This window comes from Planococcus sp. TJ-307 (assembly GCF_058268435.1).
Genome location: NZ_JBZDOJ010000004.1, coordinates 84,850 through 105,756, shown reverse-complemented (window position 1 = coordinate 105,756; position 20,907 = coordinate 84,850). Strand labels below are relative to the sequence as shown.

Annotated in this window: 25 protein-coding genes and 1 other annotated feature; of the genes, 12 read left to right on the top strand and 13 right to left on the bottom strand. The window is 43.9% G+C overall.

What is annotated here, in order from left to right:
• Positions 1-31: 31 nt before the first annotated feature.
• Positions 32-529 (bottom strand): ferritin, encoded by a 498-nt coding sequence (locus tag AC4EHK_RS14400; RefSeq protein ID WP_490979483.1) that lies wholly within the window; start codon positions 527-529, stop codon positions 32-34.
• Between the two features lie 247 nt (positions 530-776).
• On the opposite strand from AC4EHK_RS14400, the gene AC4EHK_RS14395 reads away from it, so the two are divergent.
• The 3 genes from AC4EHK_RS14395 to AC4EHK_RS14385 are packed head-to-tail and all read left to right on the top strand — an operon-like array spanning position 777 to position 3,191.
• The gene (locus AC4EHK_RS14395; RefSeq protein WP_490979482.1) at positions 777-1,538 is read left to right on the top strand and encodes a GTP cyclohydrolase II; all 762 of its coding nucleotides are present in this window, start codon (positions 777-779) and stop codon (positions 1,536-1,538) included.
• Positions 1,525-2,625: a bifunctional diaminohydroxyphosphoribosylaminopyrimidine deaminase/5-amino-6-(5-phosphoribosylamino)uracil reductase RibD gene (ribD, locus tag AC4EHK_RS14390; RefSeq protein WP_490979481.1), complete on the top strand. Its 1,101-nt coding sequence runs from the start codon at positions 1,525-1,527 to the stop codon at positions 2,623-2,625. The genes AC4EHK_RS14395 and ribD overlap by 14 nt, the downstream gene beginning before the upstream one ends.
• Positions 2,622-3,191: a 5' nucleotidase, NT5C type gene (locus AC4EHK_RS14385; protein ID WP_490979480.1), complete on the top strand. Its 570-nt coding sequence runs from the start codon at positions 2,622-2,624 to the stop codon at positions 3,189-3,191. Before ribD ends, AC4EHK_RS14385 begins: the two co-directional genes overlap by 4 nt.
• Before the next feature lie 62 nt (positions 3,192-3,253).
• Here AC4EHK_RS14385 and AC4EHK_RS14380 read toward each other — a convergent pair whose 3' ends face one another.
• Together AC4EHK_RS14380 and AC4EHK_RS14375 are read right to left on the bottom strand one after the other, a co-directional pair.
• A complete protein-coding gene (locus AC4EHK_RS14380) occupies positions 3,254-3,622 on the bottom strand; it encodes a nuclear transport factor 2 family protein (protein ID WP_490979479.1) in 369 nt (122 codons plus the stop codon).
• An 88-nt stretch (positions 3,623-3,710) separates the two neighbouring features.
• Complete coding sequence (locus AC4EHK_RS14375; RefSeq protein WP_490979478.1) at positions 3,711-4,010, bottom strand: hypothetical protein; 300 nt, start codon at positions 4,008-4,010, stop codon at positions 3,711-3,713.
• 173 nt (positions 4,011-4,183) lie between these two features.
• Here AC4EHK_RS14375 and AC4EHK_RS14370 point away from each other — a divergent pair, with 173 nt between their 5' ends.
• On the top strand, positions 4,184-4,903 hold the full coding sequence (locus AC4EHK_RS14370) for a YwaF family protein (protein WP_490979477.1): 720 nt from the start codon (positions 4,184-4,186) through the stop codon (positions 4,901-4,903).
• Positions 4,904-4,908: 5 nt separating this feature from the next.
• Here AC4EHK_RS14370 and AC4EHK_RS14365 read toward each other — a convergent pair whose 3' ends face one another.
• A complete protein-coding gene (locus AC4EHK_RS14365) occupies positions 4,909-5,817 on the bottom strand; it encodes an NAD(P)/FAD-dependent oxidoreductase (protein ID WP_490979476.1) in 909 nt (302 codons plus the stop codon).
• A gap of 123 nt (positions 5,818-5,940) precedes the next feature.
• On the bottom strand, positions 5,941-7,050 hold the full coding sequence (gene hisC / locus AC4EHK_RS14360; protein WP_490979475.1) for a histidinol-phosphate transaminase: 1,110 nt from the start codon (positions 7,048-7,050) through the stop codon (positions 5,941-5,943).
• Between the two features lie 249 nt (positions 7,051-7,299).
• Between hisC and AC4EHK_RS14355 the strand changes: the two genes are divergently transcribed.
• Positions 7,300-8,040 carry a SurA N-terminal domain-containing protein gene (locus tag AC4EHK_RS14355; protein WP_490979474.1) on the top strand — a complete coding sequence of 247 codons (741 nt, stop codon included), beginning with the start codon at positions 7,300-7,302 and terminating at the stop codon, positions 8,038-8,040.
• Positions 8,041-8,082: 42 nt separating this feature from the next.
• Here AC4EHK_RS14355 and AC4EHK_RS14350 read toward each other — a convergent pair whose 3' ends face one another.
• Entirely contained in the window at positions 8,083-8,364 is a 282-nt protein-coding gene (locus AC4EHK_RS14350; RefSeq protein WP_490979473.1) for a DUF6509 family protein, read from the bottom strand.
• A gap of 131 nt (positions 8,365-8,495) precedes the next feature.
• Between AC4EHK_RS14350 and AC4EHK_RS14345 the strand changes: the two genes are divergently transcribed.
• Both AC4EHK_RS14345 and AC4EHK_RS14340 read left to right on the top strand, forming a co-directional pair.
• On the top strand, positions 8,496-9,143 hold the full coding sequence (locus AC4EHK_RS14345; protein WP_490979472.1) for an SDR family oxidoreductase: 648 nt from the start codon (positions 8,496-8,498) through the stop codon (positions 9,141-9,143).
• Positions 9,144-9,237: 94 nt separating this feature from the next.
• Complete coding sequence (locus AC4EHK_RS14340; RefSeq protein ID WP_490979471.1) at positions 9,238-9,621, top strand: nucleotide excision repair endonuclease; 384 nt, start codon at positions 9,238-9,240, stop codon at positions 9,619-9,621.
• A gap of 56 nt (positions 9,622-9,677) precedes the next feature.
• On the opposite strand, the gene AC4EHK_RS14335 is transcribed toward AC4EHK_RS14340, so the two are convergent.
• Complete coding sequence (locus tag AC4EHK_RS14335; protein WP_490979470.1) at positions 9,678-10,100, bottom strand: GNAT family N-acetyltransferase; 423 nt, start codon at positions 10,098-10,100, stop codon at positions 9,678-9,680.
• 149 nt (positions 10,101-10,249) lie between these two features.
• Here AC4EHK_RS14335 and AC4EHK_RS14330 point away from each other — a divergent pair, with 149 nt between their 5' ends.
• Complete coding sequence (locus AC4EHK_RS14330) at positions 10,250-11,104, top strand: dimethylarginine dimethylaminohydrolase family protein (protein ID WP_490979469.1); 855 nt, start codon at positions 10,250-10,252, stop codon at positions 11,102-11,104.
• A 561-nt stretch (positions 11,105-11,665) separates the two neighbouring features.
• On the opposite strand, the gene AC4EHK_RS14325 is transcribed toward AC4EHK_RS14330, so the two are convergent.
• On the bottom strand, positions 11,666-12,265 hold the full coding sequence (locus AC4EHK_RS14325) for an anthranilate synthase component II (protein WP_490979468.1): 600 nt from the start codon (positions 12,263-12,265) through the stop codon (positions 11,666-11,668).
• On the bottom strand, positions 12,262-13,611 hold the full coding sequence (trpE, locus tag AC4EHK_RS14320) for an anthranilate synthase component I (RefSeq protein ID WP_490979467.1): 1,350 nt from the start codon (positions 13,609-13,611) through the stop codon (positions 12,262-12,264). Before trpE ends, AC4EHK_RS14325 begins: the two co-directional genes overlap by 4 nt.
• A gap of 228 nt (positions 13,612-13,839) precedes the next feature.
• Positions 13,840-14,050 (bottom strand) — a binding site (T-box leader).
• Positions 14,051-14,270: 220 nt separating this feature from the next.
• Between trpE and AC4EHK_RS14315 the strand changes: the two genes are divergently transcribed.
• The 3 genes from AC4EHK_RS14315 (at position 14,271) to AC4EHK_RS14305 (ending at position 17,302) form a co-directional block, all read left to right on the top strand.
• Entirely contained in the window at positions 14,271-15,530 is a 1,260-nt protein-coding gene (locus tag AC4EHK_RS14315; RefSeq protein ID WP_490979466.1) for an ABC transporter substrate-binding protein, read from the top strand.
• 4 nt (positions 15,531-15,534) lie between these two features.
• Positions 15,535-16,410 carry a carbohydrate ABC transporter permease gene (locus AC4EHK_RS14310; protein WP_490979465.1) on the top strand — a complete coding sequence of 292 codons (876 nt, stop codon included), beginning with the start codon at positions 15,535-15,537 and terminating at the stop codon, positions 16,408-16,410.
• Positions 16,411-16,492: 82 nt separating this feature from the next.
• A complete protein-coding gene (locus AC4EHK_RS14305) occupies positions 16,493-17,302 on the top strand; it encodes a carbohydrate ABC transporter permease (protein ID WP_490979464.1) in 810 nt (269 codons plus the stop codon).
• A gap of 102 nt (positions 17,303-17,404) precedes the next feature.
• Here AC4EHK_RS14305 and AC4EHK_RS14300 read toward each other — a convergent pair whose 3' ends face one another.
• From AC4EHK_RS14300 to AC4EHK_RS14290, 3 genes are all read right to left on the bottom strand, one after another.
• Entirely contained in the window at positions 17,405-18,028 is a 624-nt protein-coding gene (locus tag AC4EHK_RS14300) for a cell wall hydrolase (protein WP_490979463.1), read from the bottom strand.
• Between the two features lie 249 nt (positions 18,029-18,277).
• On the bottom strand, positions 18,278-18,808 hold the full coding sequence (locus tag AC4EHK_RS14295) for a dihydrofolate reductase family protein (protein WP_490979462.1): 531 nt from the start codon (positions 18,806-18,808) through the stop codon (positions 18,278-18,280).
• A gap of 74 nt (positions 18,809-18,882) precedes the next feature.
• Complete coding sequence (locus tag AC4EHK_RS14290) at positions 18,883-19,167, bottom strand: hypothetical protein (RefSeq protein WP_490979461.1); 285 nt, start codon at positions 19,165-19,167, stop codon at positions 18,883-18,885.
• A gap of 152 nt (positions 19,168-19,319) precedes the next feature.
• Here AC4EHK_RS14290 and AC4EHK_RS14285 point away from each other — a divergent pair, with 152 nt between their 5' ends.
• On the top strand, positions 19,320-19,820 hold the full coding sequence (locus AC4EHK_RS14285) for a metallophosphoesterase family protein (RefSeq protein ID WP_490979460.1): 501 nt from the start codon (positions 19,320-19,322) through the stop codon (positions 19,818-19,820).
• A gap of 51 nt (positions 19,821-19,871) precedes the next feature.
• On the opposite strand, the gene AC4EHK_RS14280 is transcribed toward AC4EHK_RS14285, so the two are convergent.
• Positions 19,872-20,732 (bottom strand): STAS domain-containing protein, encoded by an 861-nt coding sequence (locus tag AC4EHK_RS14280; RefSeq protein WP_490979763.1) that lies wholly within the window; start codon positions 20,730-20,732, stop codon positions 19,872-19,874.
• Positions 20,733-20,907 lie beyond the last annotated feature (175 nt).

Below are 20,907 nucleotides of genomic sequence, written 5' to 3'. Positions count from 1 at the left end.
CACTTTTCACTGTGTGCTGCCCGCATTGCTATTATTCTTCCAATTTGCGGTGTGCGAACTCATCGTCCATTTTCAAGAAATATTCGCCGCCTTCTTCAATTGCTCTCACTCTTGCAATGATGTCGCGGAATGATTTTTCTTCTTCCATTTGTTCTTCGATAAACCAATCGAGGAAAGAAAGTGTCGCATGTTCCTGCATTTCACCAGCCAATGTCACCAATGCATAAATATTGCTGGTCACGCTTTTCTCCTGCGATAATGAACTTTCCAGAACATCCAACGCACTGACAAAGTGGTTTTTGGGTTCCGTTAAAGCCTGTAAAACCGGTTTTTCATCCATTGTCACCAAATAATTGTAGAATTTCATCGCGTGAGAATGCTCTTCTCTTGATTGGATCAAATAGAAGTTTGCAAATCCGTGAAACCCTTTTTTCGAAAAATAAGCTGCCATCGCTGTGTAAGCATGTGCCGCCTGCAATTCATTGTTGAACTGATCGTTCAATGCATTCGTTAGTTTTTCTGATAACATGTTTATTCCTCCTCATTCTTATTTAGAATCATTATAATGTAGTAAACATACCATATGACTTAAAGATAATCAAGTTAAATGAGAAAATATGTTTTTAAATGAGAATTAATATCAGTAATAATGCATTTATTATATTCTTAAATGATAATAATTATTGTTTATAATCTATTCGAGCTAATAACTTACTTTTAGTAACATGATGTAGTACGATATCATATAGACAGGGTACATATAGGGGGAACTTGACATGACAGACATGAAGCTAGATCCAAAGGTCTTTGCTATATTAAAAGAGAAAATTCAAATGATCCCGGCCGAAGACGGTGCAGTCTATCTCGTCGGACCGATTCGGCTGCCTGTAAATTTATATGAAGAAACTTTCATATTCAATTGGTATTGCTGGCTAAGTCTTGAAGAAGTAACCGAAGATTATGAGAGCATTATCGAGAAGCTCAGTTCTGCCAATTTGGCAGAATACCAGCAATCGAGCGTACTGGTTTATGGTGATTTTGAAAACAACCCAGAGGCATTGATTCGCATGCATTCTATTTGCCATACGGGCGATATTTTCGGCAGCAAGCGCTGCGACTGCGGTTACCAATTAAAACAATCCATGAAACGGATAACCGATCATGGCACGGGGGCTTTATTTTATTTGGCCAACCATGAAGGGCGCGGCATCGGCCTCTTCAGCAAAGCGATGGCATATGTCCTGCAAGAAAACGGCTACGACACTGTTGAAGCCAATGAGCAGTTAGGCTATGTGGACGATTCCAGAAATTATGGAGACGCGATTGCTGTTTTACGGGCATTGCGCACCAAACCGGTCACGTTGATGACCAACAATCCTAAAAAAATCGCAGCCATTGAAAAAGCTGGGCTCCAAATTGCCTCAAGAACCTCTCTTTGGGGAGATGAATCCGAATACAACGCCAATTACTTGCAGACTAAAATCGACCGCTCGGGCCACCTCAAAGACGGGGAGGAAATTGTCCATGTCAAGCCATGAAGTATATATGGACCTCGCACTCAGCAATGCGAAAAGCTTGGTGGGACAGACGGATCCAAACCCGCTTGTGGGTTCTGTCATTGTCAATGATAGCCGGATCGTTGGCATTGGTACCCACTTGAGAGCTGGAGAGCCTCATGCCGAAATCCACGCACTTCGTATGGCGGGGGATATGAGCCAGGGCGCAACCATTTATGTAACGCTTGAGCCGTGTTCTCATGTCGGGCGGACTGGTCCCTGTGCACAGGCCATCATTGATGCTGGCATAAAAAAAGTGGTGGTGGCTACTCTCGACCCCAATCCAATTGTTTCTGGAAATGGCGTAAGGATGTTGGAAGAAGCTGGAATCGAAGTGATTGTCGGTGTTCGCGAGCAGGAGTCTCAAGCCATGAATGAAGTTTTTAATAAATTCATTGTTGAAAAAACCCCTTTCGTGACCTTGAAAGCTGCTTCGACGCTTGACGGCAAAATTGCCACTCATTCTCTCGACAGCAAATGGATTACTTCCGAGGAAGCACGATTGGATGTCCACCTTTTACGCAGTCAGCATATGGCCATTCTGGTTGGTGTTGGAACTGTGATTGCAGACGATCCAGAGTTGACCGCCCGAATTCCCAATGGCCGCAACCCACTGCGCATTGTTCTCGATTCCACATTGCGCATTCCGCTCGACTCAAAACTTGCGACGGACGGATTGGCTGACACTTGGATTTTTACAAGCCGCACTCATGATGCAACGAAGAGAAAGGCACTGGAACAGCTGGGAGTTTCTGTTTACGAAACAAACAGTGATACTCAAGTAAACGTACTCGACGTTGTTCGCCTGTTAGGTGAAAAAGGCATTTCCTCTCTCTTTATTGAAGGCGGTGGCACCATCAACGCTGCGTTTTTGGAACAGGGATTAGTCGATAAAGTAGTCTTTTACTTTGCTCCTAAACTTGTTGGCGGCAAAATGGCACCGACGTTTATTGAAGGAACAGGTGTGGAATGGATGAAAGAGGCCGTCGATATTCGCGATGGTGAATTCAGCAAGGTCGGCAAAGATTTTAAATTTATGGGATATCCCGAAAAGCGAGGAAGCATATGAAATTCGGATTTGATATAGACGATACATTGATCAATTTACGTGAGTACGCATTTCACTATTACCAGGAACAGTTGAATGAACAAGTGGATATCGATATTTTCCATGCTTTAAACCGTGTTGAAATACACGAGGCATTCGGCATGAACGATGAAGAAGGCACGAAAATGTGGAACCAATCTTTAGACTTTTTGTACTTTACCGATTGTCCCGTCTATCCCGGTGCACTTGAATTGCTGAAGCAGCTCGAGTCGGGCGGCCATGAGATCTTCTATATTACTTCTCGTCCCCCTGAGTACACGGAAAACACATTTAACTGGCTCGTTCAGCAAGGTTTCCCTATTGAGCGGGAGAAATTTTTCTGCGGGATGAAAGATTCGGAAAAAGTTGGAGTTATTAAAAGCCTTGAGTTGGATTATTATTTCGATGATAAGCCGGCTGTTTTGGATACTTTAGCAAATGAGCCCGTGAGAGTAGTTGTCAAAGACCAATCGTATAATCGCCACCTTGATTTGCCACGCGTGACAAATTGGGATCAATTGGGCGATATGATGGGCAGCAGAAAGTAAAACACAAATAAACCAGGCAGAGAAAAGGATTCTTTTCTCTGCCTGGTTTATTTTATGTGGCATTATTCAACTTTGTCTTCTTCATTTAACTGACATTGGCCAAAAGCGTCATCCAAGGTATCGTACCTGCCCAATCGATGGACTTTTCCATTTCTGATATCCATAAAGGTATAGATTGTAACATGGCCATTTTGATTTTCCCATGTAGCTCGTTGCACACAAACTACTTCGTTGCCTTTGGCATAGTAGTCCAGCGTTTCCATTTGAATGCCCGATTCCTGAACCCATTGCCGAAGAATGTCGTGCCCTTCAGCTGAACCTCTCGGACCAATCAATTCAATGTGCGGGTCGGAAACTTCCAGCACGCCTTTGATGTCTCGCTCGTTTACTTTTGTGGTCCATTGCTCTGCAATTTTAATTTTTTCCTTCATGATTTTTTCTCCCTTCTCCCAGAAATAACGTACTCTTCCTGCAGTGTAAATAAGGTTGAAAAAAGAAGCCAGAAAAGATCTGTCTTCTTTAATAATTCTCGTTTTTCAATTTTTTAAACGTTTCTACGAAGTTATCCGGATCTGTATGGATTTTGTAGGTCAACACGCCTCGATGTGTATGGAGGTATAGTAAGCTGGCATCTGAAGAAAACGATTTATAGGAAATATCCCATACATTCGCTACATGAAATTTTGTCGCAGAAGTCACCAATGTGTCTTCGTATAATTGAATGTTGCATTCGGTTTCGACAATTTTCATTTCGCCGGCCTCAATCGAGCGTTCCGTGTCAATGTAAGTGATGGACGACAGTAAATTTAGTTGGTCCAAATTGGCATTCCTCCTACAGATCCTTTTCTAGCAGTTTATCGCAAACCAAGTGTTTTTAGCAAAGCATCTGTCCACCCGATCCGTTCGCTTGTGATTTTTTAGGAGATAGACCAACTGACCCAATAAAGTGTTAGACTATTCTTACTATAAGAATTTAAGATAGGAGGATTACTATGGAAACGTGGTTTGCGGCGACATCCACACACCCTTTTATCCCCTTTTCTCTAAACCACCTGCTGGCATTAGCCATCGCTGTGACAGGCATTTTTGCGCTTGTCACTGCAAGGAAAGGGCTGAAAGAACAAAAGCGGTTATTTCAATCGCTGCGCTGGCCTCTTCTCGTTATTTTGATCATTTCGGAAATTTCCTATCATTACTGGGCCATCACAAATAATGTGTGGAGCTTTGGCGGGCAAATGCCGCTGCATCTTTGCGGCATAGCTTCGCTCACAGCCATGATTGGCCTTCTGACCATGCGCCCTTTATGGATTCAAGTATCTTTTTACATCGGCATTGTGCCCGCATTTTTGGCTTTGATTACGCCTGAATTGCCCTATGATTATGAGCATTTTCGGTTCTGGAAATTCTTTGTTCATCACATAGCCATTCCTTGGTCTTGCTTGTTTTTGGCATTATCCCGTCCTGCTGCTATAACATTGCCTTCGGTTTTTTCATCCTACGTACTGGTGCTGGCTTATGCTGCACTTATCGGTTTTTGGGTCAATCCATGGAGCGACTCCAATTTTCTTTATTTAATGCAACGTCCAACGACCACTTCTCCACTCGATTTCTTTGGAGACGGCCTTTGGTATTACATCAACCTATGCCTGACTGCTTTACTGCTGTTTTTTTGCCAATACCTGGCATTTCGAAAGTTCGTAAAACCTTCTTAAGGGTGTTATTCCATATCGAAGTATTCATTGACTAAATCTCCGTTTACACCGATGGCAGCCGCACTTCCTTCACCAGCAGCAATTACCAGTTGGGAAGGCACAATCAATGAAGCGTCCCCTGCCGCGTAAACGTTCCAAACATTGGTCCGGCCATAATCATCCGTTAAAATGCCTCCGTGGGCATTGAACTTGCAGCCAAGTTCTTTAGCAAAAAGAGTGGAATGGCTCCACAACGGTGTCACAAAACCGCCGACCCGGTCAATCAGCGTACCGTCTTCAAGCCTGACGCTGCGTAATTGTCCGTTTTCACCTTCAAGGCCATCAATAATGTCTTCTACTACTTTAATGCCTTTTCGAAGCAATTTTTGCTTGTCCTCTTCTTCCAGCCGGCCTTCTCCGTTTGTAAAGACGATTAAATCCCGACTCCATGTATAGATTTTCTTCGCTAACTCAAAAACTTGCTTATCCGCAATAACTGCCAGCGGCTGATCGCGCAGTTCCCAACCATCGCAATAAGGACAACTGAATAAACTGGTGCCGTAAAATTTCTCAATACCCGGAACGTTGGGCTGTTCTTCTACCAGTCCTGCGGCGATGATAATTTTGATGCTGTGAAACACCTCTCCACTTGCTGTAACCAGCTCGTAATGTGTTTCGGAAACACGATTTACACGAACGATGCGTTGTTTTTTGATATCCACCGAGTCATATTTTCCGATTTCCTCGCGGCCCAAACGTTTAAGTTCTTTCGGTTCAATACCATCTCTTGTTATAAAGCCATGCGATTCTCTGGTCACCAAATTGCGGCCGTTGTCATCGTCAAAAAGCACAGTTTTTCTTCTGGATCTTCCGAGTATCAATGCTGCATTCAATCCTGCAGGACCGCCTCCGATTATCGCGCAATCATAAATCATAACATCCATCCTTTAATCAAGTCATTCCCAGAAAGTTCCCGATTCTCCTCTTTACTAAACAATCGTTTCAGCAGGATGTAAAAGTGTGCAAATAAAAAAGAAGCTCCATTTCTGGAGCTTCTTTTAAGCTTGTTTAACCAATAATCCCGTTAAGGCATCGATGAAAAATTGATTTTCTTCCGGTGTTCCAACAGAAACCCGGACATATTCAGGCAGTCCCCAAATTTTCCCGTGGCGGACAATAACGCCTTTCGCCATCAATTCCTTATAAAGTTTTTCACCGTCTTCGCCGATTCGAACCAAGACAAAGTTTGCCATGCTGTCGATGTACGCCAATCCCAGCTCGTCAAAAGCCGTGTACAATTGTTCACGCCCAGCTTTATTGGCATTTTTGGAAGTCATCACATGCTCCGTGTCTTCAATTGCTGCTGTTGCCGCAATTTGCGCTAGTGTATTGACGTTGAATGGCTCTTTTACTTTTAAGATAGACTCAATGATTGATTCGGGGGCAATACCAAAACCAACCCGCACTCCGGCAATGCCGTAAATTTTTGAGAACGTCTGAAGCGTCAAAACAGGATGTCCTGCATTGATGTATTCTATCCCGTTACTGTAATCGGGAGCATCTGCAAAATGATGATAAGCCGCATCGATTACCACTAACACATCGTCGATTGCTTCTACTAATTTATCCAAATCCGACTTGGACATGTATGTGCCGGTAGGGTTGTTTGGTGAACACACGTAAATAATTTTGGTGTTTTCGGTTACAGCAGCGATCATCGCATCCACATCAAACTCGAATCCTTCTGCAAATTTTACCGGCACGACTGTGGCGCCCATAATGTGCGCACCAAAGTCATATTCGCTGAACGATGGAGATGGCACAATCACTTCGTCGCCTTCTTCGAGAAATGCCTCAGAAATCAGTGTAATCAATTCGTCCGCTCCATTGGTCGGAATGACTTGTGTCGGATTCACATGAAATTCGTTGGCAATCGCTTTTTTCAATGCGCTGGCATCCGCATCGGGATAGCGGTTTAATTCCGATAAGCCATTTTGGATGGCTGCCACTGCTTTAGGTGATGGGCCATGCGGGTTTTCGTTAGAAGCCAATTTAATGACACGTTCCAACCCCAACTCTTTTTGGACTTCCCAAATTGGTTTTCCAGGCGAGTACGGCTGGATTTTCTCCAAAGTTTTGCGCGCTTTAATATTGTTCGAACCGGTCATAGTAACTCCTCCAAAAGATGTAAGTGATGGATCATTCTTTATATTCTTATAATCATATCAGCCTTAGCTAGCAAATCAACTGAAAAATCATTTCAGGCACGTGGATGTGGATTTTTAGAGAACTTTTTGCTGTCCCCTCTTTTCATTATACAGAATTGCGGCATTACTTGAACACAACCACACTATATTGTGCCGAATAATAAAATATGGTTTACTGTTAAGCAGATGAAACTGAAGAGGAGTTTTAACATGATAAAGAAAATGAAATTCGCATTTGCCCCTTTCCTTTTATTGCTGATACTGGGCGCGTGTTCAGCTAACGAAGAGACAGCCCCTGAAGAAACCGCTGAACCCGATTCCGAAACAACGGAAGAAGCTGCTCCTGAAACGACTCCTGAGCAATCTTCCTTGGAATTGCCTGCTCAGGAAGAAGTCGTGGTTACAGTAGATAGAGAAGACATTTTAGGAAACGTCTATAATAGCGTAGCGCGCCAGCTCGAAACTACTCTGACTTCCCAGGGGCACACAACATCAGGTGAAACGGACGAAATGGTAAAAGAACAGGCCTTATCCGTGTTGATAGGCAATAAAGTCATCTTGAATGACGCAGCCCAAAAAGGCTTGGAAGCTGACGAAGAGATTGTTAAAGAGCGCCTGGAAGACTTGAAAGGCCAGTTTGAATCGGAACAAGCCATGAATGAAGCACTGGAACAAACTGGCTTCACACTAGAAGACATGGAAGTGCAGCTTCGCGAACAACTGGTATACGAACAATATGTTGCAGAAGAAATCGAACCAGCTGCAGTGACCGATGAAGAAATACAGGAATCGTATAATGGTTTTGTCGAAACTTCTGAAGAAGAAGTACCGCCTATGGAGGAAATGGAGCCTAGCATCCGCCAGTCTCTTGAGCAACAGAAAACACAAGAAGCGGTATTTACCCGCATTGAAGAACTGAAAGAATCTGCTGAAATAGAAATTAAGATTTAAACAAAAACATCCTGCTCGCAATTGAGCAGGATGTTTGTTTGATTAAGCTAGTTTTGCTGAACAGTAGGCAAGGATTTCTTCTTCTTCCTCGTCTTCAAGTCCAAATTCAAGTGCGCCTCTTGTTTGTTTGTCAATAAAGTTGTAATGCGCTACGCGGGCACCAGTTTCTTCTGCAGCGATTATAACGCGCAGTTCCAATCCGCCTTCGGTATATAGTTCATCATCTTCGTCAACTTCGACATTCAACAAAAACTCGTAACGGTCGCCTACCATGATGCCCGTAGGATCGTTAATTTTGTGGAATACATAATCTGTAATTTGCATTGTAACACCTCCGTTCCTCTATTCTAGCGTGTCTGCACCTTTTTGGACAGTTGCATGTGAAAATAAAACGTTTAATGCACTATTAAACGGGAACACAAATGAAGTGAAGACAATTAGAGGAGTGGAATCGAATGAACGTATTAGTTATTGGAGCAAACGGTCAAGTCGGCCGCAACGTTGTCAAAGAATTGGCCGAATCAAACCACGAAGCGACCGCAATGGTCCGCAAAGAAGAACAAGTAGATAAAATGAAAGAACTTGGAGCTTCTAAAGTCGTACTGGCGGATTTAGAAAAAGATTTCAGTGATGCTTTTGAAGGCATCGACGCTGTTATTTTCGCTGCAGGCTCTGGACCTTCAACAGGAGCTGACAAAACCTTGACCATCGATTTATGGGGATCGGTTAAAGCGGCTCAATACGCACAGGAAAAAGGCATCAAACGTTTTGTACAATTAGGATCAGTGGGATCAGACGACCCTGATGCCGGCGGCGAAGCAATGAAACCTTATCTTGTAGCTAAACGCACAGCAGACGACTTGCTGAAGACAACTAATCTGGATTACACGATTGTCCGTCCAGGAGCACTTTCTGACGAAGACAAATCTGAGAAGATTGAAGTTTCGCTAGAAGGATTTTCTTCATTGGAAGGAAGATCTATTCCAAGAGCGGACGTTGCACATGTATTGGTCGGAGTTTTAGACCGCAGCAATACGTACAACAAGGTATTCGAAGTGCTGCAAGGCGACCAGCCAGCAAGCAGCCAATTAGATTCTTTATAGAAGCGAGTCGAATAGCATGTAAAAAAGAGCGGATGGATTTCCGCTCTTTTTTGTGTTAAAATAGGCAATACGATAATTAGAGGACGTGATAAGCATGATTAATATTCAACCACCAAAAGCGGATGTGACGATTACACAGCGCAAACAGGAAATTACAGGTGACGAAGCTGTCATCAAACCATTATTCGGCTTTATCGATTTGCACGATATTCCGCGCGATAAAGGCGGCATTATCCAGTTTTTCAACCACAGCGGCGAGTTGTTGTTTGTCGGAAAAGCCCGCAAACTTCGCCAACGCGTGAAAAAACATTTCGAAGATTCGGTATCACCGTTGAAAAACCATCGTGAAGAAGTATACCGCATCACCGTTTCTATTGTGGAAGATCCAATGGAGCGCGATATTTACGAAACCTACTTGATCAACACCCAAAAAGCTAAATACAATGTTGATAAAGTGTTTTACCAAGAACAGCAATAAAAAAACGGAAGCTCTCGGGCTTCTGTTTTTTTATTTGCTTATTTATAAAGGTCAACTTATGTAGTCAGCTTTTTTTGATAATAATGGTGGCTATGGCCTTCCGGAAAATCAGCGAGGACCCCGAATTCTGTGAAGCCCTGTTTTTTATAAAATTCCGGAGCTTGAAAACTGAGGGTGTCGACAACCATCAGACGATGGCCTTTGCTGCGTGCGTAAACTTCTGCTTGAGCCATCAGCTTTTCCGCAATCCGCTGGCCTCTCCATGCTGGGTCGACCCACAAAAAATCGATATGCAAATGTCGCCAAAAACCCGTAGCCGTTAATCCACCGATAATTTCTCCTCCATCATTGCGAACGATAAAGCTCATTTGTTCCATTGGAGAATCCGCTTCTCGAGGCAAATTTGCATTATTGTATTCAATCACTTTTTTTCGGATAAAATCGCGATCTTCTGTCACTTCTTGTTGCGTAATTTTCATTGGCTCTATCCTCTTTTCAACGTTTTTGCTGCACGCTTCCATTTTCTCACTGTTCTTTTGTTTTGTGAATCTTCTCTTAATCCAATGTTTTAACTTGCTGCCGAGAAGGAATACAGGGTTAATAACTACGTTTTATTGGAGGAACCCATATGTCGTCATTTATAAAAGAAAGCACTTCTGCCCGTTGCCAAAGTGAATACGATCCGCTCCGGCGCGTGCTGCTTTGCCCGCCACGCTATATGGAAATTAAAGATGTCATCAACGATGTACAGAAAAGATATAAAGATGAAAATATCGATGTGGCCAAAGCGCTTCATCAGCACAACCAATTTATCCAGGCTTTGATCGACCAAGGTGTCCAAACCGATTTAATCGAGCCATCTGAAGAGTACCCTGAACAGGTTTTTACCCGTGACATTGGGTTCACTATTGGAGAAACGGTCTTCATCAGCGAAATGGCATCGGAAATTCGCCAAGGCGAAGAACAGGAACTTCGCAAGTGGATGGAAGTACACGATGTTAATTTTAAGCAGTTAACAGGACACCGCATTGAAGGCGGCGACGTTATCATCGATCGCGATACGGTATTTGTCGGCGTCAGCAGCCGCACTTCCAAAAAAGCCATCCGTGATTTGCAGCTCCAACTGCCGGATTTCGAAGTTATTCCTGTTTCTTTTAATGAAAAATACCTTCATTTAGACTGTGTTTTCAACATCTTATCACCAACCGAAGCACTGATTTTCCCCGAAGCCTTGGACATGGCAACCGTCCAGATGCTCGCCGAACGTTACACACTGATTCGGGTAAATGAAAAAGAACAGTTTGCACTTGGCACCAACGTGTTGTCCATCGGCGACCGAAAAGTGTTTAGCCAGCCGCAGAACCAGCAAGTCAATAAGCAATTGACCGCCCGAGGCTTTCATGTAATCGAAGTTGATTATTCGGAAATCATCAAATCAGGCGGAGCTTTCCGCTGCTGTACCATGCCGTTGATCCGTGCATAAGCATTTGATCCAATGCGAACTGTTCAATTGTCTTTTCAACCCATAATTAAAATCCCAAGCCGCAATGGCTTGGGATTTTTAGGCTGTCGAGAAAGTCTCAATAAAATGAATAGTCGTGCATACTCCCAACCGGTCCGGCCACTTCGCTTTCCGTGGGCTCAGCTTCAGCCTCCTCGTCACTGCGTTCCTGCGGGGTCTTCCGCTTTCGCTGTCCCACAGGAGTCTTCGTGGCCAGCCCGGTTGGAGAGTGTGGCTCGAATCAAAGAGAGAAGCTTGCTCGTCAATTTCCCAATGAAACAATTTCAACTAGCCTAGTAATCTCTTCATTCAAGGATCCGGAGCGGAAGGCGGCGACTCCTGCGGAAAAACGGAGTGATGAGACCCCGCAGGAGCTTGCGACGAGGAGGCTCAGCTCTTCGTCCGCGGAAAGCGTCCGCCTGGAGCGCAGGATTCCGTTTAAAACCCGACCAAATGAGATTTTATTCATTTGGTCTTGTAACTATTCCTTTGTCTACAAGCTCAAAATCCCAAGCAGCAATGGCTTGGGATTTTCTGTGTATTCTATAAATGACTTGCAGCCTTCTGCTTTTGCTGTACCTGCTCAATAAATTCTTTCATTAGCTCTACCCCGTCTGGTGTCCCAATTGACTCGGGGTGAAATTGGATGCCGTAAACGGGATAGTCCCGGTGTTTGACAGCCATGATCGTCCCATCATCGAGTGCCCGCGATTGGACAACTAAACAGTCAGCCAATGTTTCGGGCTCTAAAACGAGCGAATGATACCGCATAACCGGCAGCGGCTGCGGCATGTTTCGAAACAGCCCCTGATGCTCATGGGACACTTCAGAGACCTTGCCGTGGCGGATAAAAGGAGCTTCAACCACATTGCCTCCAAATGCCGCGCCAATCAGCTGCTGGCCGAGGCAAATGCCCAATATTGGAACGGATTGGTGCAGTTCCTGAATCACCTCAATTGATTCCGGCAATTCCAATGGATGACCGGGGCCAGGTGACAGGATGATAGCTTGCGGATTTTTCGCTTTGATTTCATCCAGCGTTAAAACACCCGAACGGACCACTTCAACTTCTACCCCCATAGCCGCAACTGCCTGATACACATTATAAGTAAACGAATCGTAATGATCGATTAACAAAATCATCCGAACACCTCCGTGAGAGAACGTGCTTTGTGCAACGTTTCCTCGTATTCTGCTTGCGGATCTGAATCAAAGACGATGCCTGCACCTGCTTGAACATGGACCATTTCATCTTTGACCACAAAAGTACGGATTGCCAATGCAACATCCAAATTCCCATTGAATCCCAAGTAGCCAATAGCCCCTCCGTAGACCCCTCTGCGCTCTTCTTCAAATTCCTGTATCAATTGCATCGCCCGCACTTTCGGAGCGCCTGAGACCGTTCCAGCCGGCAAACAAGAGACCAATGCATCTAATGGATGCATTTTGTTGTCGAGTTCGCCTGTTACTTCTGATACTAAGTGCATTACATGCTGGTATTTTTCAATAACCATGTACTTTGGTACTTCGACCGTACCAATCTGCGCGACCCGGCCCACGTCATTGCGGCTGAGATCTACCAGCATTTTGTGTTCGGCTTGTTCTTTTTCATCTCCCGCCAGCTCTTCCGCCAGTTGGTCATCTTCCCCTGCTGTCCTGCCGCGTTTGCGGGTTCCGGCAATCGGGTTGGTCACCATATGGCTTCCGCGGATCGTCAACAAACTTTCCGGAGAAGCTCCTACGACGGCGTAACCGTCAAAATCAATGAAAAATTGATAGGGAGACGGATTTTGCTTACGCAATTTCCGGTACAGTGCAAACGCATCCCCTTTATAGCTCGCAGACAAGCGCTGCGACAACACCAGCTGAAACACGTCGCCTTTGCGGATATGGTCTTTTGCCTGTTCCACTTGTTCGCGGAAAAGGGCATCGGTGGTTTTGGAACTGAATTGCAGGGACTCTTGATCTACTGCTGTGGAAGGTTCTGGTACAGACAGTTGCTGTTCCACTTCATCCAGCTTGTCTTCAAACGACAAAATGGTTACATCATTTTTTACATGGTCAAAAACCACGATGGTCTCGTAAACCTGCAAGTGAATATCCGGCATCTGCAGGCTGTCTTCTTTTGGTGCTTTGATCGGTTCGTAAACTTGAATGGCGTCGTAGCCTATATAACCGAGGGCGCCGCCTGTAAACGGCAAGCCTTCGACTTCTGCTTCATAACGAGGCATTAATGTTTTAATCAGCTCTAAAGGTTTGCCGTCATGCACTTTTTCAATGCCTGTGCGGAAATCGATCTCCCGCAATTGCTGGCCGTGGCCAATATAACCGATCGACGGGTTTGCTGCGATAAAAGAATAGCGGCCTGTCACACTGGTCTTCAACGAACTTTCCAGCAGGCATTTCCGTGCTCCTGCCAAGCGGTTAAACACCGCAATAGGCGTTAAGGAATCTCCATCAATTTTTCTCGTCTTCATTTCGTTGCTCATCTCGACTCATCTCCATTTCTTAAAAGCAGAGGCAATCATCAGGACTCAACAGGCATAAAGCCGTCCGAGAAGCGGCATTTTTTTGCTGCACAGCCGGGAGCTTATGGTCCCGAGAGTCTGGTCGCCAAAACTGGATCGCACTTAAAATGCAATTATCCAATCTACGCTCTTAATGCTTTTGCCTGTCTAAAAATAAAAAAGCCCCCTGCAGGAACAGAACTGTTCCTTGCAGAGGACGGACTGACCGCGGTACCACCTCTTGTTAAAGCCGACAAAGCTTTCACTTGATCCCTGATAACGTGGGGAAACGGATTCTTCTACTGCTTATTCAAAGAATCACTCATAAGCCCATTCACGCAGACACCCCGCCAGTTTCCACCTGCCACTGGCTCTCTTTGAGAGGTTGATCTGTGCTACTCTTCTTACTCATCGATTTAGCTCTGCTATGCTATGCTCTGCTCAACTGGAATTCGGCGGTGTCGCTTCCGACCCCTTCAACCGCAATCCGTACATAAAAGGTTGTGCCAATCTTATTCAATTCCAGCCCATTTGTCAACTAAAAAACATGACTTATTTAGATAATTCTGTATTTACGTTAGAGATTAAGGTATAAATAAAGTAAGGGGATTCAACTTTTAAAATAGAGGGAGGACAAGACGATGAAAAATCATTCATTTTTAACACCAGGGGTTTTAGCCCTAGGTTTGCTGCTTACCGGGTGCGCTGGTGAAAGTGCGAGCGACACAAGCACTGAAGGCGGAGAAGACAGTACTCAGATCAGCTTTATTCACTGGAGAGGCGAAGATAAAGCTGTATTGGATGATATCATTGCCCAGTTCGAAGAAGAAAATCCCGATATTTCAGTGGAAATGACCATTTATCCATCCGAACAATACCAGTCTACAGGTCAGCGCCTGCTCCAGGACGGTTCGACAGGTGACGTCTTTACATCTTTCCCTGGCGCGCAATTCGAAGCGATTGCCAGCGCCGGTTTGTTTGAAGATTTGAGTGGAGAAGACTTTGTTTCGAATTTTGACGAAGAATTAATTAGCGTCGGACAAAAAGACGGTGCACAGTTAGCGCTTCCTTATCAACTGGTTTTCAATATGCCGGTTTATAACAAAGGCATGTTCGAAGAACTCGGCTTGGAAGTACCAAAAAGCTGGACTGAATTTCAGGCAATGGCCGACACACTTCTTGAAAACGGCATTACACCTATCGCCTTTCCTGGAGCAGATATCGGCCCCAACCAATTTATGAACAGCATGATGATGAACAATGCACCCGATGAAGACATTTTTGAAAAACTTCAAAACGGGGAAGAAACATTAACCAATGAGTGGTGGGTTAAAACATTAGAGGACTTCCAGCTGCTTGAACAAAAAGGCTATATTCAAGATGATGCATTAGGAACTTCTCAGGACTCTGCAATGGCGATGGTTGCCAACGAAGAAGCTGCGATGATTGCAACAGGATCCTATCATATGTCTGCTCTGCTTGGTCTGAACCCAGATCTTCAACTTGATTTAATGGCTCCAATCACTGTCGAAGAAAGTGAAGCGGTCTACGAAGGCATTAACACCGCCACTTTCATGCTGGCTGTCAATAGCCAGTCGGAAAAGAAAGAACAGGCAAAAGAGTTTATCACGTTCCTCAGCCAGCCTGAAATCGCTTCCCAATACGCCAACGAAACCGGTCAGCATTTGACGGTTAATGATGTGGAATACGAATCAGAAGTATTGCAGAACACGGCTTATTGGATCGATGAAAGAACAACTCGTTTCCAGCCGCGATTCCTGATTACCAACGCACAAATTGAGGCAGCAGTGCTGGGTTCTATTGAAAACGTACTGGGTGGAACAGATCCAATGACAGCAGCTGAAGAAGCACAGCAGCTCGTAGACGAAAATAGGGAATAATGAGATGAAAATTTCTAAATCCATCTACTTATTCTTTTTACCAGGGCTTCTCCTGTATGCGCTTTTCTTTATTTACCCGACACTCAGTGCCTTGTTTTATTCGTTTACCGATTGGGACGGCCTCAGCCAAAGTTTCCAATTTGTCGGAATCAGCAACTACGAACGTGCCTTTACAGGCGACACAATTTTCCGGAAAAGCATCGGCAACAACTTGAAATTCATGCTTGTTGTGGTGGTCTTCCAAACACTTGTTGCTTTGGCTTTTGCCTTGATTGTCCTGAAAAATAACAAAACCACAATCTTTTTGCGTGCGCTTTATTTTTTCCCAACTATTTTGTCATCTGTTTCAGTCGCCTTTATCTGGTCGTTCATTTACGATCCGTCACTCGGCATTTTGAACCAGGCACTGGAATTGGTTGGACTTGGATTTTTGGCTCAAAACTGGCTTGGCAATGCTGATATTGCGATCTATTCTCTGGCAGTGACACAAATCTGGTTCCATGCCGGACAGATGCTCATCATTTTCGTAGCCGGCCTGCAAGCGATTCCAGACGAGCTGTACGAAGTGGCTAAAATTGAAGGTGCCAACAAATGGCAGACCTTCCGTACAGTGACGTGGCCATTGCTGGCACCTTCTGCCACCATCGTTATTGCCTATACCACCATCCAGTCGTTCAAAGCATTCGATCTGGTCTTTGCCATGACAGGTGGCGGCCCAAACAACTCAACCGACATTGTCGCCACTTATATTTTCGATATTGCCTTTAGAAACTACCAATTTGGCTATGCGAGTGCCATCTCAGTTATTTTCATGATGATCATTGCCATCATCACCTTCCTGCAGTTTAAAGCTTTGCGTTCTGACCGAATCTCTTACTAAGCCTAGGAAGGCTACTTGGCAATACAACTTTTAAAAACGAACAATTATATGTTCTTAAGCTTTAAGAAAGGAGGGCAAAAGCTTGTTCTTCAGAAGGTTTTCTCTACTCATCTATGCATTGCTGATTTTAGTTCCTTTACTGATTGTCGTTCTGACTTCTATGAAAACGATTCAGGAAACGTTTATAAATCCACTCGGCTTGCCCGAAGCTGGAATTCAGTTTGAGAACTATACAGCCATCTTCCAAGAACAGACCATGGCCGGTTATTTTATGAACAGCACAATCGTCACCTTGTTTTCGGTTTCGTTAACACTATTCTTTGCTTCGCTGATTGCCTACGGCATAATTCGGCTCAATAATTGGATTGGCAATATCATCTTCATCCTGTTCACGCTTGGCATGATGGTGCCAGCACAGGTTAGTATGATTCCGCTCTACTCGCTGATGCTCGACCTTAACTTGACCAACAGCCTAGTTGGATTGATTCTTGTCAATATCTCCACCACCATGCCCATTGCTGTCTTCATCTTGACCGGATTTATGAAGACTTTGCCAAGGGAATTGTTCGAAGCTTCGACAATAGATGGTGCCGGAAATTGGAAAATTTACTCCAAGGTGGCGATTCCGTTATCGCTGCCATCCTTATCGGCTACCGCAATCTTCCTGTTTGTGATGCATTGGAACGATTTGCTGTATCCTTTGCTGTTTATTACGGACAATGCTTACAAAACTTTGCCACTCGCTTTACTGGAGTTCCAAGGCGAATACTCTACCAACTACCCAATGCTCTTTACAGGCGTCATCATTGCTTCAGCGCCCATGGTCATCGCGTACGTCTTCCTGCAACGCTATTTCGTTGCAGGCATGACGGCTGGTGCAGTTAAAGGCTAAAAAAAGGACGGCATCGCTCATCAAAGAGCAATGCCGTCCTTTTTTCTGTCTATCTATCCACTCAAAAAAATCACCCTGAAATGGTCAGGGTGACGCGCGAACTTATTTTGCAAACACGTGTTTACCAATTTTAGTAATCGTCGTGCGTGAGAAAATCCATGTATCCGTAACACCGCTTGGGTTATAATAATACGTTGCACCCTGAGATGGGTCGGATCCTTTAACAGCTGCTTTAACTGCCTGATATGCTGAAGCATTCGGCTTCAAGTTGTATTGGCCGTCGTTTATAGCAGTAAACGCATTGCTTTGGAAAATGACATTGTATGTACTGTTTGGAAACGAAGAAGAGTCTATGCGGTTCAAGATGACAGCGGCTACCGCTACTTGTCCTGTGTAACTTTCTCCACGTGCTTCTCCGTGTACGACACGTGCCATCATATCGATTTCCGTAAGTTTCGCACGCGTCAGTGGCCCTGTAAAGCCTGTGTCCGAAACATTAAAATCACGCTGAAACTGAATAACTGCATTTTTCGTGATAGAACCATAGTAGCCGGTAGGTGTTGTATTGAAGTATCCCAATTTTTTAAGCGTTGACTGAAGTTCGGTTACATCTTGTCCCGAAACGCCTTCATGCAAGTCTGGAGAATGTGCTTCTGCAGAGGGCTGAGAAAAACCTATGAATAGAACTGTGAATAAGGTAAACACCAATACTTTTAATTTCTTCATGCTTTCTCTCCCTTCTATTCCAAGAATCAACAAAAGATTCTTATTAACAGTATATAATTGTAATAGTTTGGGTTCAATCCCTCGGACTACTTAAATTTTGATGATGAAATGACCAAAAGTAATAGTTTGTTGATTTTAAACAAAAATATTGTGCTATTTCTTTACTGGAATTAGGCATTTTCGCTTACAGAATTGCAAGCACTACAAAAGGCTGTCGAGCAATACTTGGCAGCCTTTGTGAAAACGAGTTTATTTTCTTTCGTAATGCAATTGTGCAAATTGTCCATATGACTTTACTGACTTGAGTTTTAAAGGGATTTCAACATCGTTTTCTTGGAACAACGGGATCCCTTTTCCGATTAATGTGGGTGCAATGGAGATGATCCATTCGTCAATCAGATTTTCTTGTATAAAACCATGCAACAGGTTGCTGCCGCCAATCACCCAAATGTTCTTTCCCGGTTGTGCCTTGAGACCTTTCGCAAAGCTCGAAATGTCTTGATTTGTAAATGTTACAAACGGATCCTCTTTACCAGACTCAGATGTAAAAACATAACTGGCCAAGCCCTCGTATGGGTACTCACCGCTTTCCGCTTCGATTACCCAATCATAAGTTCTCCGTCCCATGACTACCGTGTCGATGGTCTCCAAAAATTCAGCATAACCGGCATCGCCTTCTCCGTCGACTTTGAAGAGCCATTCAAGCGAGTCATCTTTTGTTGCGATATAGCCGTCGAGACTGGCTGCAATATAACAAATAATTTTCCGTTCACCTTCCATGATTTTTCCTCCTTTATAAGCGTTTACTGACATTCCATCAAAAAAGGCCTCAGTATATAACTGAGACCACATTGCTATTTGCTTTCTAATTCTGCCAATTCTTTATGTGTTTGCGGAAATCCATTTGCCTGCCATTCAGAACGATAAGCAGAGTCCAGTTGAGTCAACCCAACTTCCGCTTCGTCCGTGTCGGCATTGACGCTTTCTTCATGGTCCACTTCCCCACTATTTCGCATATCATTGTCTTCATAAACCCAGATTTTGTTAGCTTGGTTTTTTTTATAGGCAGTTAACAGCAGCATGCTGCCTGCCATTGCAGCTCCCATGTACATAAATTTTTTCGATGTGTTCTTTTTCATTAGTATCCCTCCGGTTATCTTCATGTTTCGTCATCTTCTTCAATTCCCCTTTTTCTGAAATTTAATCATCCATATCCTTTAAGGGAATCATTTCGACGGGAAGGGATTTATTTGGTAAAGTGAAAAGTAAGAACTTGACTGGAGGCGTTCAGATGAAGAAGATTGTTATTGTTTCAGACACACATATTCCATTCCGCGCCAAGAAGTTGCCGAAGCAATTGCTGGAGGCGTGCCGAGAGGCTGATTTTATCGTTCATGCAGGCGATTGGCAGACGATGGATGTCTATCATGAGCTGGCAGCCTATGCAGAAATTGATGGCGTCACCGGAAATGTTGACCCATGGGACATTCTCGAAAAATTCGGCCGCAAAAAGATTTTCACATTTGGAGAATTAAAAGTTGGGGTAGTGCACGGCGATAGCCCACAGAAACCCACTGAACAGCAGGCTTATGACACATTCGCTAATGACGATGTCGACATCATCGTTTTCGGCCATTCCCATACACCTGTGATGCGGGAGGTGGATGGGGTGACTTTGTTCAACCCTGGTTCTCCTACTGATAAGCGCAGACAAGCCCAATTTTCTTTTGGCCTGCTGGAGATTGGCGATTCTTGGGAATTAAAGCATGTTTTTTTCGATAAAGAAAGTTAATCAAGAATCACCTATTGTTTCCCTTTGGGATCAAGTTAAAACCAGACCTTCTCAGCGAAGGTCTGGTTTTTCTTTGCATTCTTTTATTAGCACAAACCCAAGTTGCTTTAATGCCGATTCCAAATTGGATTCAATCAACACATCTTTCAGTGCCGAAGCAAAATGGGGAACTTTTAACGCCATGAAAGGTTGAATTCCAGTGATGACCGGTGTTACACCGATTACTTTCAGGATATTTACGAGCTTCAACAAGTATTCCCCAACGACAGAGTTTATTTGCAAAACGCCAGAAACATCAATAATCAAATAATCCATTGATTCTTCACTGCATTTTTTAAGCACATGGTCAATAATAATTTGTGCCCGCGGCGCTGTAATATTGCCAATGACCGGAACGATTGCTACACCTTTAGTTACCGGAACGATGGGTGCAGTCAATGTCTGAATTTGTTCATTTGCCTTTTCCAGCTCCAGTACATAAGTCAATAGGGTCGACATCATTTCGAAAGTAGTAAGCTGCTCTTCAGAAAGCTTGTGGTATCGATCATCCAATCCGCAAATAGTGCCGTAAACTGTGCCATCGTTGTAGTAAACGGGAACTCCAACGAATGTTCCGTTTCCGTAATTTGCAGTGATCTCCATAGAACGGGTCAACTCATTTTCCGAAACATCCTCTATGACTAATGCAGAAGGTCCATGGTTGATGCTTAAACTGCAAAAAGACTGAGGAAGGGGCATTGAACTGCCTTCTTCGACTAGCTCTTTACTCGAGTTGTAGACTTTAATGATGTTATTTGTATGGCCATCATTTTTAGCAATGAATATTGAATTGATGCCAATTTGTTTGCTCAGCAATTGCAGTATATATGCGGCTGCTTCGTCAAAGTTACTGAAATTTCGTTTCTTTTGCATCTTTTCCACTTTCAGTCCCCACTCTCTTAGAGTAACTTCTACGATATCTATATGAAGTAATTGAATATTAATCTCAAAATTAGGAAGCCAATAAATTGTATCACTTGAAGACAAATATAAGAAATCGAGCCAAGTACGTCTATATTCCTATATTAATTATACAGTGAAATCCACT

What these genes read in the sequence shown, in the direction of transcription:
- AC4EHK_RS14400 (WP_490979483.1), bottom strand. Translation starts at nt 529, where the DNA reads ATGTTATCAGAAAAACTAACGAATGCATTGAACGATCAGTTCAACAAT.
- AC4EHK_RS14395 (WP_490979482.1), top strand. Translation starts at nt 777, where the DNA reads ATGACAGACATGAAGCTAGATCCAAAGGTCTTTGCTATATTAAAAGAG.
- ribD (WP_490979481.1), top strand. Translation starts at nt 1,525, where the DNA reads ATGTCAAGCCATGAAGTATATATGGACCTCGCACTCAGCAATGCGAAA.
- AC4EHK_RS14385 (WP_490979480.1), top strand. Translation starts at nt 2,622, where the DNA reads ATGAAATTCGGATTTGATATAGACGATACATTGATCAATTTACGTGAG.
- AC4EHK_RS14380 (WP_490979479.1), bottom strand. Translation starts at nt 3,622, where the DNA reads ATGAAGGAAAAAATTAAAATTGCAGAGCAATGGACCACAAAAGTAAAC.
- AC4EHK_RS14370 (WP_490979477.1), top strand. Translation starts at nt 4,184, where the DNA reads ATGGAAACGTGGTTTGCGGCGACATCCACACACCCTTTTATCCCCTTT.
- AC4EHK_RS14365 (WP_490979476.1), bottom strand. Translation starts at nt 5,817, where the DNA reads ATGATTTATGATTGCGCGATAATCGGAGGCGGTCCTGCAGGATTGAAT.
- hisC (WP_490979475.1), bottom strand. Translation starts at nt 7,050, where the DNA reads ATGACCGGTTCGAACAATATTAAAGCGCGCAAAACTTTGGAGAAAATC.
- AC4EHK_RS14355 (WP_490979474.1), top strand. Translation starts at nt 7,300, where the DNA reads ATGATAAAGAAAATGAAATTCGCATTTGCCCCTTTCCTTTTATTGCTG.
- AC4EHK_RS14350 (WP_490979473.1), bottom strand. Translation starts at nt 8,364, where the DNA reads ATGCAAATTACAGATTATGTATTCCACAAAATTAACGATCCTACGGGC.
- AC4EHK_RS14345 (WP_490979472.1), top strand. Translation starts at nt 8,496, where the DNA reads ATGAACGTATTAGTTATTGGAGCAAACGGTCAAGTCGGCCGCAACGTT.
- AC4EHK_RS14340 (WP_490979471.1), top strand. Translation starts at nt 9,238, where the DNA reads ATGATTAATATTCAACCACCAAAAGCGGATGTGACGATTACACAGCGC.
- AC4EHK_RS14335 (WP_490979470.1), bottom strand. Translation starts at nt 10,100, where the DNA reads ATGAAAATTACGCAACAAGAAGTGACAGAAGATCGCGATTTTATCCGA.
- AC4EHK_RS14330 (WP_490979469.1), top strand. Translation starts at nt 10,250, where the DNA reads ATGTCGTCATTTATAAAAGAAAGCACTTCTGCCCGTTGCCAAAGTGAA.
- AC4EHK_RS14325 (WP_490979468.1), bottom strand. Translation starts at nt 12,265, where the DNA reads ATGATTTTGTTAATCGATCATTACGATTCGTTTACTTATAATGTGTAT.
- trpE (WP_490979467.1), bottom strand. Translation starts at nt 13,611, where the DNA reads ATGAGCAACGAAATGAAGACGAGAAAAATTGATGGAGATTCCTTAACG.
- AC4EHK_RS14315 (WP_490979466.1), top strand. Translation starts at nt 14,271, where the DNA reads ATGAAAAATCATTCATTTTTAACACCAGGGGTTTTAGCCCTAGGTTTG.
- AC4EHK_RS14310 (WP_490979465.1), top strand. Translation starts at nt 15,535, where the DNA reads ATGAAAATTTCTAAATCCATCTACTTATTCTTTTTACCAGGGCTTCTC.
- AC4EHK_RS14300 (WP_490979463.1), bottom strand. Translation starts at nt 18,028, where the DNA reads ATGAAGAAATTAAAAGTATTGGTGTTTACCTTATTCACAGTTCTATTC.
- AC4EHK_RS14295 (WP_490979462.1), bottom strand. Translation starts at nt 18,808, where the DNA reads ATGGAAGGTGAACGGAAAATTATTTGTTATATTGCAGCCAGTCTCGAC.
- AC4EHK_RS14290 (WP_490979461.1), bottom strand. Translation starts at nt 19,167, where the DNA reads ATGAAAAAGAACACATCGAAAAAATTTATGTACATGGGAGCTGCAATG.
- AC4EHK_RS14285 (WP_490979460.1), top strand. Translation starts at nt 19,320, where the DNA reads ATGAAGAAGATTGTTATTGTTTCAGACACACATATTCCATTCCGCGCC.
- AC4EHK_RS14280 (WP_490979763.1), bottom strand. Translation starts at nt 20,732, where the DNA reads ATGCAAAAGAAACGAAATTTCAGTAACTTTGACGAAGCAGCCGCATAT.